Genomic DNA, 14023 nt, shown 5'->3' on the forward strand with positions numbered 1-14023 from the left:
AATTTAAATGTGTAAAAGTTGAACTGTTAAATTGTTTAATCGTACTGTTTATGCATTAACAGGTTCATCTTGTTTAAGAGCGATAAAATAAACATCATCTAACTGTGGTTCTGCAGCCACAAAATCTTCTGATGGTTTTTCTACAGAATGTACTCTAATATTTAAGGTATTATCTTGATTATAGTTAGAAGAAAGAATGTTGAAGTTTTTTTCATTTTCTTCTAATTCTTCTCTAGTAATTACTTTTGTCCAAATAGTATTTCCAATTTCTTTGGTTGCCTCTAGAGGTGTAGTGTGTTTTAAAATTCTACCACCATTTAAAATTGCCATTTCATTACACAATTCTTTTACATCTTCTACAATATGAGTAGAAAAAATAACGGTTGTATTGGTACCTACTTCTCGTAAAACATTTAAAAAACGATGTCTTTCTGCAGGGTCTAAACCTGCTGTTGGTTCATCAACAATAATTAATTTTGGATTATTTAGAAGTAATTGTGCAATTCCAAAACGTTGCTTCATTCCTCCAGAATAACCTGCAACATGTTTACGTCTAACGTCATATAAATTGGTAATTTCTAACACCTCTTTTACAATTGCTTTTCTTTCTGATTTGTTAGCAATTCCTTTTAAAGTAGCAAAATAATCTAACAAATCTTCTGCAGACATTTTTGGGTACACTCCAAAAGATTGAGGTAAATATCCTAATACTTTTCTTAAAGACATATTGTCTTCTAAAACATTAATATCACCAAAAGAAATAGCACCAGAATCTGGAGTTTGTAATGTTGCAATAGTTCTCATTAACGATGATTTACCTGCACCATTAGGACCTAATAAACCAAACATTCCTGTTCCAATTTCTATACTTAAATTGTCTATTGCTTTAACACCATTTTTATAGGTTTTAGTTAAATTTTCAATTACTAACTTCATATTTTTGGTTTTAGTGATTTTTTACTTTTGTGATTAGTGTAAAAGTAAGCACTTTTGTTACACTTTTTTGTTCTTTTTTTAACGTAATTCATAAAAAATGGTATTATTTTTACAATTATCAAGAAAAAAACAATTTTTATAAATATATAAATAATGGCAAAAGAATCAATCTTAAATAAAAAATCGCTTACTTTTTTAGAAAAATACTTAAACAATGCTGCACCAACAGGGTATGAATGGGAAGGCCAAAAAATTTGGATGGACTACCTAAAACCTTACGTAGACACTTTTATTACAGACACTTATGGATCTGCTGTTGGAGTTATCAATCCTGATGCAAAATATAAAGTTGTAATTGAAGGTCATGCAGATGAGATTTCTTGGTACGTGAATTACATTTCTGATAATGGATTGATTTATGTGATTAGAAATGGAGGTTCAGATCATCAAATTGCACCAAGTAAAATTGTAGACATCCATACAAAAAACGGAATTGTAAAAGGAGTTTTTGGGTGGCCAGCAATACATACTAGAAATAGAGCTAATGAAGAAGCTCCTAAACCTGATAATATTTTTATTGATACTGGTTGTGCAACTAAAGAAGAAGTAGAAAAATTAGGGATTCATGTTGGTTGTGTAATTACGTATCCAGATGAGTTTCACATTTTAAACGGAGACAAGTTTGTTTGCAGAGCTTTAGACAACAGAATGGGTGGTTTTATGATAGCAGAAGTTGCTCGTTTGTTAAAAGAAAACAAAAAAGAATTGCCTTTTGGTTTATACATAACTAATTCTGTACAAGAAGAAATTGGTTTACGTGGAGCTGAAATGATTACCCAAACTATCAAACCAAATGTAGCTATTGTTACTGATGTTACTCATGATACAACTACACCAATGATCGATAAGAAAAAAGAAGGTCATTTAGAAATGGGTAAAGGACCTGTTGTTGCTTATGCTCCTGCTGTTCAACAGAAATTACGCGATTTAATTACAGAAACTGCAGAAGCTAAAGAAATTCCTTTTCAACGTTCTGCGCTTTCTAGAGCAACAGGAACTGACACAGATGCATTTGCTTATAGTAATGGTGGTGTTGCTTCTGCATTGATTTCACTACCTTTAAGATATATGCACACTACTGTAGAAATGGTACATAGAGAGGATGTAGAAAACGTTATTAAAATGATTTATGAAACATTATTAAACATTAAAGACGGAGATACTTTTTCTTATTTTGAATAAATAAAAAAGACAAACGTCATTGCAAGGAACGAAGCAATCTTTTCATTAAAAAGAGATTACTTCATTATTCTTCCTTGTAATGACATTTGTTTGTTATTTCGAGTGAAATGTAGTTGAGAAATCTCATTTTTTTTTAGATTTCTCAATAAAGTCGAAATGACAACCTGACTCTTTATTCATAAAATTCACACCTTTTTCTATGGATGAATTAATAGACATTTTAACAACAGAAGGCAAACCAACAGGAAAAACGGCTTTAAAATCTGAAGCTCATAAAAATGGTTGGTTTCATGCAACAGTTCATGTTTGGTTGTTTACTGCTGATGAAAAAATATTGCTACAAAAAAGAGCAATGACCAAAAAAGTATTTCCTGGTTTATGGGATATTTCTGTTGCTGGTCATATTGGTGCTGGAGAAGCTATTTTAGAGTCAGCAAAAAGAGAAGTTTTTGAAGAAATTGGTTTACAGTTAGAAGAAAAAGACCTCATCAAAATTGGCACCAGAATACATCAAGTTTCTCATCCAAATGGAATACAAGACAATGAACATCATCATGTTTATATTGCTGAATTAAAAGTTTCTTTAGATGAATTATCAATTCAAAAAGAAGAAGTAGATGATATTAAACTTTTTGATTTATCTACTTTAAAAAACACAAAAAACCTCGAAAACGTTTTGCTCTCAAGGTTTCATGATTATTATTGTACCGTTTATAACAATATTATTAAACAAATAAAAATTTAATTATTGCAATACAGATTATATTCAATTACTAAATCTTCAATTTTGTAATTTAAGTAACTTTTATCTTTAAATAAATCAATTATTTCTTTACAGTCTTTAAAATATTCTAAACTTTTCTTCTTAAAATCACCTCTTAAATTAGTTGCAATTTCTTCATTTTCTCTTTTTAAAAACATTGTTGTAGATTTTGTTTTTTTATAAATTGCATTATGATCTCCTTTTGGATTATACCCTAAAAAATAACCTCCAACTACTAACTTTTTATATAAGGTTACCTTACCTTCTCTAAAAACTTCAGCAAGAATTGGCATTTGTTTATTATTTAATTTAATATACTCAAAAACTTTTTTTGTATTAAAACCATAAAAAATAATTCTTTTAACCATTAAAAAAGTCCATTTATCTGGTTCATCATCTAATGAAATTCTAAAATTAATTTTATTATTCTTTAAAATCATTGCATAACCACTTATTGTATCTCCATCTTTAAAAATTAAATCTGCTTTTTGTGTTTGAGAAAAACTAAAGCAAAAAGAAAACACAAAAAAAAGCAATGAAAAAGGTTTCATAAATTTATTCTTTTGGTTTCATAAAAAACGAATCAGATAATTTTCCTTGACTAACCAAAGGTAAGGTAAATTCTACAGCAGGTTTTGCAGGTTCAGTAGGCATACCTTTTTCATCTTTTATATACCAAGTAATTTCTTTTGGTAAAACCAAACCGTTTACATTTTCCCATTTATTGTATTTTATAATTTTATACTTATCTGAAGGTTTTTTAGATCTAAAAGTAACTGTATATGCCAACCATTCCATTTGATATGTTTTAGAATTGTAATAAATGATATAATTATCATCTGGAGAAGTTCCTTTATCTGAAGCGTAAGAAATTTTATAACCGGGATAATTTGTTCCTTCAAAATATAAATCATCTACTTTAGTATAAGTAATTCCATCATCTGCCAATACAAAAGGCATTGCATAAAAATAGAAATATAGATTGTAATAAAAACTAGGGTTTCCTTTATAATCTCCTTTCGTTTCTTCATCTAACCAAACTTCTTTACCATCGAAACCTAAAGAATATTTTGGAGAATTAATAACTATTTTACGTGAATGTAAATCTGAAGTATGTACTTCTTCTCCTTTATTAAAAGAAAGAACTTGTGCTTTTCTCCAAGCTTTAATTCCTCCATGTTTTTCAAAAACTTTTCCCAATTCTTCTGGGAAATTTTCTTTTTTAACTTCTACAACAATTTCTTTTTTTACATCCTTTTTAGTCTCTTTTTTACAAGAAACAGCTATAACAACAATTAATAACAATAGTATTTTTTTCATAATTTGGTATATGTACTTTATAACAGAATTTTGGTCGTTTTATTTTTAAATACTTTCAATAATAGTAAAAATAAAATTTTATTATTGTCATTTTAAGATTTCTCCACAAGGTCGAAATGACATAAATTCCTTTTCTTATATTTTTGATTGGTATGTATATAATTCATAATACCTTCCTTTTGCTGCAATCAACTCGTCATGAGTTCCTCTTTCTGCAATATTTCCTGCTTCAATTACTAAAATTTGATCTGCTTGCTTAATAGTACTTAATCTGTGTGCAATTACAATTGTAGTTCTATCTTTAACTAATTCTGATAAACTTTTCTGAATTAAAGACTCACTTTCTGTATCTAAACTAGAAGTTGCTTCATCTAATATAATGATTTTTGGATCTGCCAAAATTGCTCTTGCAATTGCTAATCTTTGTCTTTGTCCTCCTGATAATTTCACTCCTCTTTCTCCAATTAAAGTATCTAAACCATCATCAAACCTGTCTGTAAATTCATTTACATACGCAGCTTTAACCGCATTTTGTAATTCTTTTTCAGTTGCATTTGGTCTTGGAAATAAAATATTGTCTCTAATAGTTCCTTCAAACAAAAACTCATCTTGTAAAACCACACCTAAATGTTTGCGATAACTAGATAATTTTACTTTAGACATATCTTTATCATCAATCGTTATTTTACCTGATTTTGGATTTAAAAACGTTGCTGACAAACCTGCAATTGTAGATTTACCTGAACCAGAACTTCCTACTAATGCAGTTACAGAACCAGAAGGAACTTTAAAATTGATATTATTCAACACTTCTTTTCCTTCTTCATAAGAAAAAGAAACATCCTCAAAAATCATTTCTCCTTTTACATCTTCTAAAACAATGTCTCTTTCTTCATTATCTTCTTCTGCATGCATATTCATTAACTCTTCTGTTCTGTCTAAACCCGCTAATGCTTCTGTTAATTGACTACCAATATTACTCATTTGTACTATTGGTGCAATCATAAAAGCTAATAGAAATGTAAACTTAATAAACTCTCCAAAAGTCATGGTTCCTTGCATCATATAATAACCTCCAATTCCCATAACTCCTGTTGTAGCCAAACCAATTAAAAAAGTTGAAGAACTTGTCATAATTGCACTCGCAGTCATACTTTTTTTAACATTTTGAAAAATATCTGCTACACCTTTTTCAAATATTTTAGCTTCTTGGTCTTCTGCATTAAATGCTTTTATTACACGAATTCCTCCTAAAGTTTCAGTTAACCTTCCTTTTACTTCAGCATTAATTTTTCCTCTAGCTCTAAAAATTGGACGAATAAATTTAAATGACTTTAGTGCTATAACTCCAAAAACAGATAATGGAATAAACGTAAAAAGTGTCATCCAAACATTCATTTTTATCAAAATAACTAACGTTACAATTGCTGTAAAAGAACCTCCAATTAATTGTACTAAACCTGTACCAATTAAATTCCTAACTCCTTCAACATCACTCATAATTCTAGAAACCAAAGCACCAGATTTTGTATTATCGAAAAAACTAATAGGTAAAGACAATACTTTCTTTTGTACTTGCGCTCTTAATTCTGATATTAAATATTGGGCTTGAATACTCAAAACTTTAGTCAATAAAAAAGAAGTAATTGCCTGAACTAAAATGGCTCCAATTACAAAATATATTAAATTATACAATTGAACATAATCTTTATTGGGCACAACTTCATCCATTAAAACCTTACTTTGTAATGGCAAAACAAAACCAGACAAACTTCTAATGATAATTAAAATTAATCCAACAAAAACTAGGTTTCTCCTTGGCCAAATAATTGTTTTAAAAGCTTGTTTTAAAGTAACTTTTGGTTTCTTTTTATCTTTTGATGATTCTTTTAGATGTTGCATAAAAATTAATTGTCAATTTATATGCCATTCATAATAAATATGACATATTTGCGTAGTTCAAATGAAAAATACTAAGACTTGAATTAAAGTTACAAATACATTTTCATTTCCTTATAAGAAACTATAAAGCCTATATTTAATTTTCAACTAAAATTATTTTATAATTGTTTGAAGGCCTCTTAATAAGAGTTTTCCAATTTTTTTAAATATTCATTTTTATTTTTCAAAGTATTTATACTCAGTAATAGTCACATAATCTAATACCTTATCGTTTAAATATCTTCTTGATTTTATTTCAAATCCATGAATATTATATTCTTTGAGAATTGAATAACTAATTTTATTTGAATAACTTTTTTTGGAATGACGTGTGTTACCCCAAGAATTAAAATGAATTTCTTTTCTTGAAAAACCTTTTCTATTATAAAAATAAAAGTATTCAATTTTTTGAGAATTATTCATATTGTATGTTGTCCATTTTTTTATTCTCTTTGATCTATCTAACTTAAATTTGTTTTTGAAAATTGAAAAGTACCGTATATGATCTAACAAACTAGAATAATAAGTAATTTTAGCAGCATCTATTATTAATCTATTTTTTATTAATACAGATTCTCCGCTATTGTTTTCAGTTTTTTTAATTAAACTTTCATCATTAGAATTATTTATTCCTCTTTTTAATTCCTTATGAATACTGTTATTAAATTTTATTGAAATTAGTCTACCTTTTTCATCAAAAAAATGTCTGCTATGTAATTGTTTCTTTGGTTTAGTATCTAAACTATTTTTACTTTGTATTTTATAATAAACAATCTCTTTAATTCTATATTTTGCTCTATATTTTGCTTGCTCTATTTCTAGTTTTTGAAAAATAGCCTTTTCAGAATCAGTTTTTTCTATTAAAGTTATAGCCCTATTTTTGGTTTGAGAGAAAACTACACTTGTACTCAACAAAAAAAATGTAAAAAGTATTATTTTATATTTCATTTATTAATATCAATTTTAAGTTAAAAATACAGATAAAAATTAATTTAAATGTTAAGTAACTACCAATATCACCTCTTTAAATCTATAATTTATAAACTATTAAAAAAACATTTTTAAAGTCAATAAATAATTTAAATAAAAACTATATGTATTTAGCAAAATACACAGTATAACACACTAATAAACAACTACTTTTTTATTATTTTAGTAAAATGAACACTATTGCAGAACGTATTTATGATTTCTTAAAAAACTTTCCTCCATTTAGCATGTTAAGTGCAGAACAATTATTATCCGTCTGTAAAGAAATTGATGTAATTTATTTAGAAAAAGACACCAATTTATTTATAACAGGAAAACCAATTGAAAACAAATTTTACGTTGTAAAAGATGGTGCAATTGGTTTGTTCGAAGAAAATACAGATGCCTTAGTTGACAAATGTGATGAAGGCGATATTTTTGGTTTAAGGGCTCTTATGAGAAAAGATAACTACAAACTTTCAGCAAAAGCTATAGAAGAAAGTATTGTTTACAGTATTTCATCAGAATCGTTTAAAAAATTTATCACTACAAATTCTAAAGCTAGTTCCTATTTACTTTCAACTTTTGTTTCTAACACTAGATATGTAGAAACTGACCCTATTAACATTCCTAAAGTAAATAAAAATATTCAAGATTTTTTTGAAGAACAATCTGCAGAGTACTCTAAAACTCCTATTAGTTGTATTATTGAAACTAAAATTAAAGACGCAGCAATAATAATGAGCAAAAAGCGAGTTGGCTCTATTGTTATTACAAAAAACAAAAAACCTATTGGTATTATTACAGACAAAGATTTACGTACAAAAATTGCTACAGGTATTGTTTCTATAAACAAACCTGTTTCAGAAATTATGTCTTCTCCTGTAATTACTTATCCAGAAAAAATTACAGTTGCTGAAGCTCAAATTGCAATGATGAAGCATAAAATTACTCATTTATGTATAACAAAAGACGGAACTCCAAACTCAGAATTAATAGGTATTTTATCTGAACACGATATCATTGTAATCAGAGACAATAATGCTTCTGCTCTTGTAAAAGAAGTAAAACGTGCTACTACTTTTGTTCAACTTCAAAAAATAAGAAAAAGAGCAGAAAAAATATTAAGAAGAAATTTAGAGCAACATATTCCTATTACATATATCACCAAAATAATTTCTAGTATAAATGAAAGTATTACTAGACGAGTTATAGAATTATCTTTATTAGAAATACCCTCTCCTGCTCCAACTTCTTTTGCTTGGTTAGCAATTGGAAGCCAAGGAAGAGAAGAACAGTTACTACTTACAGACCAAGATAATGCATTGGTTTTTAACAATGTTGCAAAAGAAGATTATCAGAAAACTAAAGAATATTTTTTAGCATTATCTAAAAAAATAAACAATGGACTTCATGTTGTTGGTTTTGAATTATGTCCTGCAGATATGATGGGCAGCAACCCAAAATGGTGCTTATCTGTTGATGAATGGAAAAGTCAATTTAACAGCTGGATTAAATCTCCAGGTGAAGACAATTTAATGCTTTGTACCATTTTCTTTGATTTTCAATATGTTTTTGGTGATGAAGAATTGGTTAAAAAAATTACAGCTGGTATTTATAAATCTATAGATTCTCATGAAATATTTTTAAATTTCTTAGGAATTAACGCCTTAAAAAATCCACCTCCATTAAGTTTTTTTAGACAATTTTTAATTGAAAGAGATGGAGAACATAAAAACCATTTTGACATAAAAGCAAGAGCTATGATGCCACTTGTAGATGCTGCTAGATTATTAATTTTATCTAAAAACATAGATGTAGACAACAATACTATTTTACGATATGAAAAATTAGCTGAGTTAGAATCTCAAAATAAAGACATTTATATTGCCTGCAGTAATGCATTTAAAAGCTTATTAAGATACAGAACAGAACAAGGACTTTTAAACAATGATTCTGGTAGATTTATAAATTTAGAAACTTTATCTAAAGCAAATCGTTTGCAATTAAAAAGTTGCTTTAAAGCAGTTAAAGATGTTCAAGATTTAATACAAACAAGATTTAAACTATCTCAATTTATGTAATATGAAGTGGTTTAAAAGAAAAACATATCCTCCTTTTTGGGACTCTTATTTAAATTATTTTAAAGAAGAACAAAATACAAATTTAGAAGAAATTCGTTTTGTAATTTTTGATACTGAAACAACAGGATTAGACACTAAAAATGATAGAATTTTATCTATAGGAACAATAGCTGTTATTAATAATACCATTAAAGTAAATGACAATTTAGAAAACTATTTAAATCAAGATTTTTTTAATACAGAAACTGTAAAAATTCATGGTTTACTTAGTGATAAAAAAGAAAATAAAATTGAAGAAAAAGAAGCTATAATTCAGTTTTTAGAACATATAAAAAATGCTATTTTAGTTGCACATCATGCAGCTTTTGATATTACCATGATAAATAATGCTTTAATAAGATTGAATCTACCTAAGCTAAAAAACAAAGTTTTAGATACTGGGCAACTGTATAAAAAAACAAAAAAAGTTACTACACAAAATCACTTTAGTTTAGACCAATTAGCAGAAAAATTTAACATCCCTTTGCATGATAGACATACTGCATCTGGAGACGCTTATATAACTGCTATTTTATTTGTAAAACTTATAGTAATTCTTAAAAAAGAAAACCCAAATTTATCATTAAATCAACTGCTTCAAAATAAAGAAAGAAGAGGACTTTTATAAACAGAAAAGCGCCTTTTATAAAAAAGACGCTTTAAATTAACTATTAAATTATTACTACAATCTATTATCGATAATACTTTGCACAACTTCAGGATTTAAAAGTGTACTAGTATCACCTAAATTACCCATATCATTAGAGGCAATTTTTCTTAAAATTCTTCTCATAATTTTACCAGAACGTGTTTTTGGCAATCCTTCTGAAAATTGAATTTTATCTAATTTTGCAATTGGCCCAATATGTTCTGTAATTATTTGATTGATTTCTTTTCTTAAATTATCTTGATTTCTGCTTTCTCCTGTATCTTTTAAGATTACATAACCATACAATGCACTTCCTTTGATGTCATGAGGGAAACCTACAATTGCAGATTCTGCTACTGCTGGATGCTCATTAATTGCATCTTCAATTGGAGCAGTTCCTAAGTTATGACCAGAAACAATTATTACATCATCTACTCTACCCGTAATTCTGTAATAACCAACCTCATCTCTAAGAGCTCCATCACCTGTAAAATACATATTATCAAAAGCAGAAAAATAGGTTTCTTTATATCTTTGGTGATTTCCCCAAATAGTTCTTGCCATACTTGGCCAAGGGAATTTAATGCATAATCTTCCTTCTACCTGATTTCCTTTTAATTCAGCTCCATTTTCATCCATTAAAGAAGGTTGAATACCAATAAAAGGCAATGTTGCATAAGTTGGTTTTGTTGGTGTAACATAAGGAATTGGTGTAATCATCATTCCTCCTGTTTCTGTTTGCCACCAAGTATCTATAATCGGGCTTCTTTTCTTACCAACATTGTCATTATACCAGTGCCACGCTTCTTCATTAATTGGTTCACCTACAGAACCCAATACTTTTAATGATGTTAAATCGTATTTATCTACCAATTCTGTTCCGTGTTTTGCAAGAGCTCTAATTGCGGTTGGAGCTGTATAAAACTGATTTACTTTGTGTTTTTCTACAATTTCCCAAAATCTTCCAAAATCTGGATAACTTGGTACTCCTTCAAACATAACTGTTGTTGCTCCATTTGCTAACGGACCATAAACAATGTATGAATGACCTGTAATCCAACCAATATCTGCAGTACACCAATACACTTCATTATCTCTGTATTGAAACGCATTTTTAAATGTGTAAGCTGTATAAACCATATAACCTGCAGTTGTATGAACCATTCCTTTTGGCATTCCTGTAGAACCAGATGTATATAAAATAAATAACGGATCTTCTGCATCCATAATTTCTGCTACACATTCTTTAGAAGCTTTATCTAATAAAGGTTGTAACCATTTATCACGACCTTCTTTCATGTTGATATCAGAATTGATTCTTTTAGCGACTAAAACAGTTTCTACACAAGAACAAGACTCTAATGCTTCATCTACAATTCCTTTTAAATCAATAGTTTTTTTACCTCTATAAGAACCATCAGAAGTAATTACCATTTTACAATCAGAATCATTAATTCTTGTTGCCAATGCTGTTGAAGAAAAACCAGCAAAAACGACAGAGTGTATTGCTCCAATTCTTGCACAAGCTAAAGTTGCTATTGCTAATTCTGGAATCATAGGTACATAAATACATACTCTGTCTCCTTTTTTTATACCTTGTTCTTTTAAAACATTTGCAAATTGATTTACTCTTTCATGCAATTGATTATATGTAATATGTTCTGCAGCTTCATTAGGGTCATTTGGCTCGAATAAAATAGCAGTTTTATCTCCTTTTGTAGTTAAATGTCTATCAATACAATTTTCTGTAATATTTAATTTAGCACCTTGAAACCATTTTACTTCTGGTTTAGAAAAATCCCAATCTAAAACTTTATCCCATTTTTTTCTCCAGACAAAATGCTCTTCTGCTATTTCTTCCCAAAAAGTTTCTGGTTCTCTAATCGATTTTCTATAAACCTTATAATATTCTTCTAAATGTTTTATGTGATAATTACTCATGACTAAATTTTTTGTTTTTATTTTATTTATGAATACCAACTTGGTTGGCTATATATTTTGATTTTATTTCGTCTATAATACTTACATCATCTATAGTTGATGGAATATTATATTGTTGATCGTCTGCTATATTCCGTAATAATTTACGAAGAATTTTTCCACTTCTAGTTTTTGGCAAACGATTTACTACAATTACATCTCTAAAAGAGGCTACTGCTCCAATTTCTTTACGAACTTCTGCTATTATTTCTTTTTGAATAACTGAATCTTCTTGAGTTTCTCCTGATTTTAAAACCACCAACCCAAAAGGTTTTTGACCTTTTAAATCACAATGAATACCAAAAACTGCACATTCTGCAACATCTTTATGAGAGGCAACAATTTCTTCCATTTCTGCAGTAGATAATCTATGACCTGCTACATTTATAATATCATCTACTCTTCCAGTTATAAATACATAACCATCTTCATCTTTATAACCACCATCTCCAGAAAAATAGTACCCAGGAAATTTATCTAAATATCCTTTTTTAAATCTTTCTTCATTACCCCAAAGACTCATTAATGTTCCTGGAGGCAAAGGCAACTTAACAGTTACAAAGCCTTCTGCACCATCTAAAACTTTTTCTCCTTTTTCATTTAAAATTTGAATATCATAACCACTTACAGGAAAACTTGCTGAACCTGGTTTTACATCTTGCAAACCAACACCAACCATATTTGCCAACATTGGCCATCCACTTTCTGTTTGCCACCAATGGTCTATTACTGGAACTTTTAATTTTTGTTGTGTCCAATTTAAAGTAGCAACATCACAACGTTCTCCTGCTAAAAATTGATATTTTAAAGAAGACATATCAAACTTGTTTAAGAATTCTCCATTTGGATCTTCTTTTTTAATAGCCCTTATTGCAGTAGGTGCAGTAAACATTACTTTTACCTTATGCTCGCTTATAACTCTCCAAAAAGTAGAAGCATCTGGAGTTTTAATTGGTTTTCCTTCAAAAAGAATTGTGGTATTTCTGTGTAATAAAGGTGCATAAACAATATAACTATGCCCTACAACCCAACCAACATCACTAGCAGCCCAAAAAACATCGCCTTCATCTACACCATATACATATTGCATAGAAAATTTTAAAGCAGTTGCATAACCCCCTGTATCTCTTATAATTCCTTTAGGTTTTCCTGTTGTACCTGATGTATATAAAATATAAGAAGGATGAGTAGATTCTAAAGAAATTGGTTCAATAGAAAGTGATTCTTTTACCAATTTTTCATAATCTATATCATAATCTTTTTTAGGTATTTCTATCCCTAAATTTCTATCAAACAAAATAACATTATTTGGTTTGTGTGTAGATTGAGTTATTGCCTCATCTACAAAAGGTTTATAGGGTATAATCTTTTTAATTTCTATTCCACTTGAAGCTGTTATTATGGCTTTAGGCTTGCAATCGTCTATTCTTATTGCCAATTCATGAGGAGCAAAACCGCCAAAAACAACAGAGTGAATTACACCAATTCTAACACAAGCTAACATTGCATAAATTGCTTGTGGAATCATTGGCATATATATGATAACTGTATCTCCTTTAGAAAGCCCTAAATTTTGTAAACCTCCTGCAAGTTTAGAAACTTCATTATGTAAATCATAATAAGTTATATGTTGTTTTGTATTGGTTACAGGAGAATCATAAATAATAGCATTTTGATTTCCAAAACCATCATTTATATGTTTATCAATACATAAATAACTTAAGTTAAGTTCTCCTCCTTCAAACCATTGATGGTAATCTTTATTATTTTTTGACAAAATATTTTTTGGCTTTTTAAACCAATCTATTTTATCTGATTGAGCTTTCCAAAAACTTTGAGGGTTATCTATACTTTCTTTATAAAAGGCTTGATAGTTCATGATCTTGCCTTATTAACATTAAATAAGCCAAACCAATTAGGGTTTAATATTTTTACTTTTATCAACGCCCAAATAAAAAGAATAAATAAGAATCCTATAAGAATTGAAAATAAAGGATTTATTGGATATTCGTTTTGAATTTTAATTCGAAAATACAGTGTACCAACAATGTAGATACTTATAAAAATATCTGAAATTAAAGGATTTATTTGAAATTTCAT

Annotated in this window: 12 protein-coding genes; 4 read left to right on the plus strand and 8 right to left on the minus strand. The window is 28.4% G+C overall.

Annotation, left to right across the window (positions count from 1 at the left end; translation table 11 throughout):
* Positions 1–48: 48 nt before the first annotated feature.
* On the minus strand, positions 49–936 hold the full coding sequence (locus tag MPF13_RS11330; RefSeq protein WP_249982632.1) for an ABC transporter ATP-binding protein: 888 nt from the start codon (positions 934–936) through the stop codon (positions 49–51).
* A gap of 153 nt (positions 937–1089) precedes the next feature.
* Here MPF13_RS11330 and MPF13_RS11335 point away from each other — a divergent pair, with 153 nt between their 5' ends.
* Together MPF13_RS11335 and MPF13_RS11340 are read left to right on the plus strand one after the other, a co-directional pair.
* Positions 1090–2178, plus strand: a complete 1089-nt coding sequence (locus MPF13_RS11335; RefSeq protein ID WP_249982633.1) for a M42 family metallopeptidase — start codon at positions 1090–1092, stop codon at positions 2176–2178.
* Positions 2179–2377: 199 nt separating this feature from the next.
* On the plus strand, positions 2378–2923 hold the full coding sequence (locus MPF13_RS11340; protein WP_249982634.1) for an NUDIX hydrolase: 546 nt from the start codon (positions 2378–2380) through the stop codon (positions 2921–2923).
* On the opposite strand, the gene MPF13_RS11345 is transcribed toward MPF13_RS11340, so the two are convergent.
* From MPF13_RS11345 to MPF13_RS11360, 4 genes are all read right to left on the minus strand, one after another.
* Positions 2920–3492 carry a hypothetical protein gene (locus tag MPF13_RS11345; RefSeq protein WP_249982635.1) on the minus strand — a complete coding sequence of 191 codons (573 nt, stop codon included), beginning with the start codon at positions 3490–3492 and terminating at the stop codon, positions 2920–2922. The genes MPF13_RS11340 and MPF13_RS11345 overlap by 4 nt on opposite strands.
* A gap of 4 nt (positions 3493–3496) precedes the next feature.
* Positions 3497–4261: a DUF6503 family protein gene (locus MPF13_RS11350; protein WP_249982636.1), complete on the minus strand. Its 765-nt coding sequence runs from the start codon at positions 4259–4261 to the stop codon at positions 3497–3499.
* A gap of 135 nt (positions 4262–4396) precedes the next feature.
* Positions 4397–6163, minus strand: a complete 1767-nt coding sequence (locus tag MPF13_RS11355) for an ABC transporter ATP-binding protein (protein ID WP_249982637.1) — start codon at positions 6161–6163, stop codon at positions 4397–4399.
* Positions 6164–6379: 216 nt separating this feature from the next.
* Positions 6380–7150, minus strand: a complete 771-nt coding sequence (locus tag MPF13_RS11360) for a hypothetical protein (RefSeq protein ID WP_249982638.1) — start codon at positions 7148–7150, stop codon at positions 6380–6382.
* A gap of 212 nt (positions 7151–7362) precedes the next feature.
* On the opposite strand from MPF13_RS11360, the gene MPF13_RS11365 reads away from it, so the two are divergent.
* Complete coding sequence (locus MPF13_RS11365) at positions 7363–9255, plus strand: DUF294 nucleotidyltransferase-like domain-containing protein (RefSeq protein ID WP_249982639.1); 1893 nt, start codon at positions 7363–7365, stop codon at positions 9253–9255.
* 1 nt (position 9256) lies between these two features.
* Entirely contained in the window at positions 9257–9922 is a 666-nt protein-coding gene (locus MPF13_RS11370) for a 3'-5' exonuclease (RefSeq protein ID WP_249982640.1), read from the plus strand.
* A 54-nt stretch (positions 9923–9976) separates the two neighbouring features.
* On the opposite strand, the gene acs is transcribed toward MPF13_RS11370, so the two are convergent.
* From acs to MPF13_RS11385, 3 genes are read right to left on the minus strand one after another with little or no spacing between them, the layout of a single operon-like run.
* Complete coding sequence (gene acs / locus MPF13_RS11375) at positions 9977–11884, minus strand: acetate--CoA ligase (RefSeq protein ID WP_249982641.1); 1908 nt, start codon at positions 11882–11884, stop codon at positions 9977–9979.
* Positions 11885–11906: 22 nt separating this feature from the next.
* Positions 11907–13802 carry an acetate--CoA ligase gene (locus MPF13_RS11380; protein WP_249982642.1) on the minus strand — a complete coding sequence of 632 codons (1896 nt, stop codon included), beginning with the start codon at positions 13800–13802 and terminating at the stop codon, positions 11907–11909.
* The gene (locus tag MPF13_RS11385; protein WP_249982643.1) at positions 13799–14023 is read right to left on the minus strand and encodes a hypothetical protein; all 225 of its coding nucleotides are present in this window, start codon (positions 14021–14023) and stop codon (positions 13799–13801) included. Before MPF13_RS11385 ends, MPF13_RS11380 begins: the two co-directional genes overlap by 4 nt.

Origin of the sequence: Polaribacter sp. Z022 (assembly GCF_023555495.1) — a bacterium.
Classification (GTDB): Bacteria; Bacteroidota; Bacteroidia; order Flavobacteriales; family Flavobacteriaceae; genus Polaribacter.

Excerpts from the sequence above, each read along its gene's own strand:
- MPF13_RS11330 (WP_249982632.1), bottom strand. The coding sequence starts at position 936 with ATGAAGTTAGTAATTGAAAATTTAACTAAAACCTATAAAAATGGTGTT.
- MPF13_RS11335 (WP_249982633.1), top strand. The coding sequence starts at position 1,090 with ATGGCAAAAGAATCAATCTTAAATAAAAAATCGCTTACTTTTTTAGAA.
- MPF13_RS11340 (WP_249982634.1), top strand. The coding sequence starts at position 2,378 with ATGGATGAATTAATAGACATTTTAACAACAGAAGGCAAACCAACAGGA.
- MPF13_RS11345 (WP_249982635.1), bottom strand. The coding sequence starts at position 3,492 with ATGAAACCTTTTTCATTGCTTTTTTTTGTGTTTTCTTTTTGCTTTAGT.
- MPF13_RS11350 (WP_249982636.1), bottom strand. The coding sequence starts at position 4,261 with ATGAAAAAAATACTATTGTTATTAATTGTTGTTATAGCTGTTTCTTGT.
- MPF13_RS11355 (WP_249982637.1), bottom strand. The coding sequence starts at position 6,163 with ATGCAACATCTAAAAGAATCATCAAAAGATAAAAAGAAACCAAAAGTT.
- MPF13_RS11360 (WP_249982638.1), bottom strand. The coding sequence starts at position 7,150 with ATGAAATATAAAATAATACTTTTTACATTTTTTTTGTTGAGTACAAGT.
- MPF13_RS11365 (WP_249982639.1), top strand. The coding sequence starts at position 7,363 with ATGAACACTATTGCAGAACGTATTTATGATTTCTTAAAAAACTTTCCT.
- MPF13_RS11370 (WP_249982640.1), top strand. The coding sequence starts at position 9,257 with ATGAAGTGGTTTAAAAGAAAAACATATCCTCCTTTTTGGGACTCTTAT.
- acs (WP_249982641.1), bottom strand. The coding sequence starts at position 11,884 with ATGAGTAATTATCACATAAAACATTTAGAAGAATATTATAAGGTTTAT.
- MPF13_RS11380 (WP_249982642.1), bottom strand. The coding sequence starts at position 13,802 with ATGAACTATCAAGCCTTTTATAAAGAAAGTATAGATAACCCTCAAAGT.
- MPF13_RS11385 (WP_249982643.1), bottom strand. The coding sequence starts at position 14,023 with ATGAAATTTCAAATAAATCCTTTAATTTCAGATATTTTTATAAGTATC.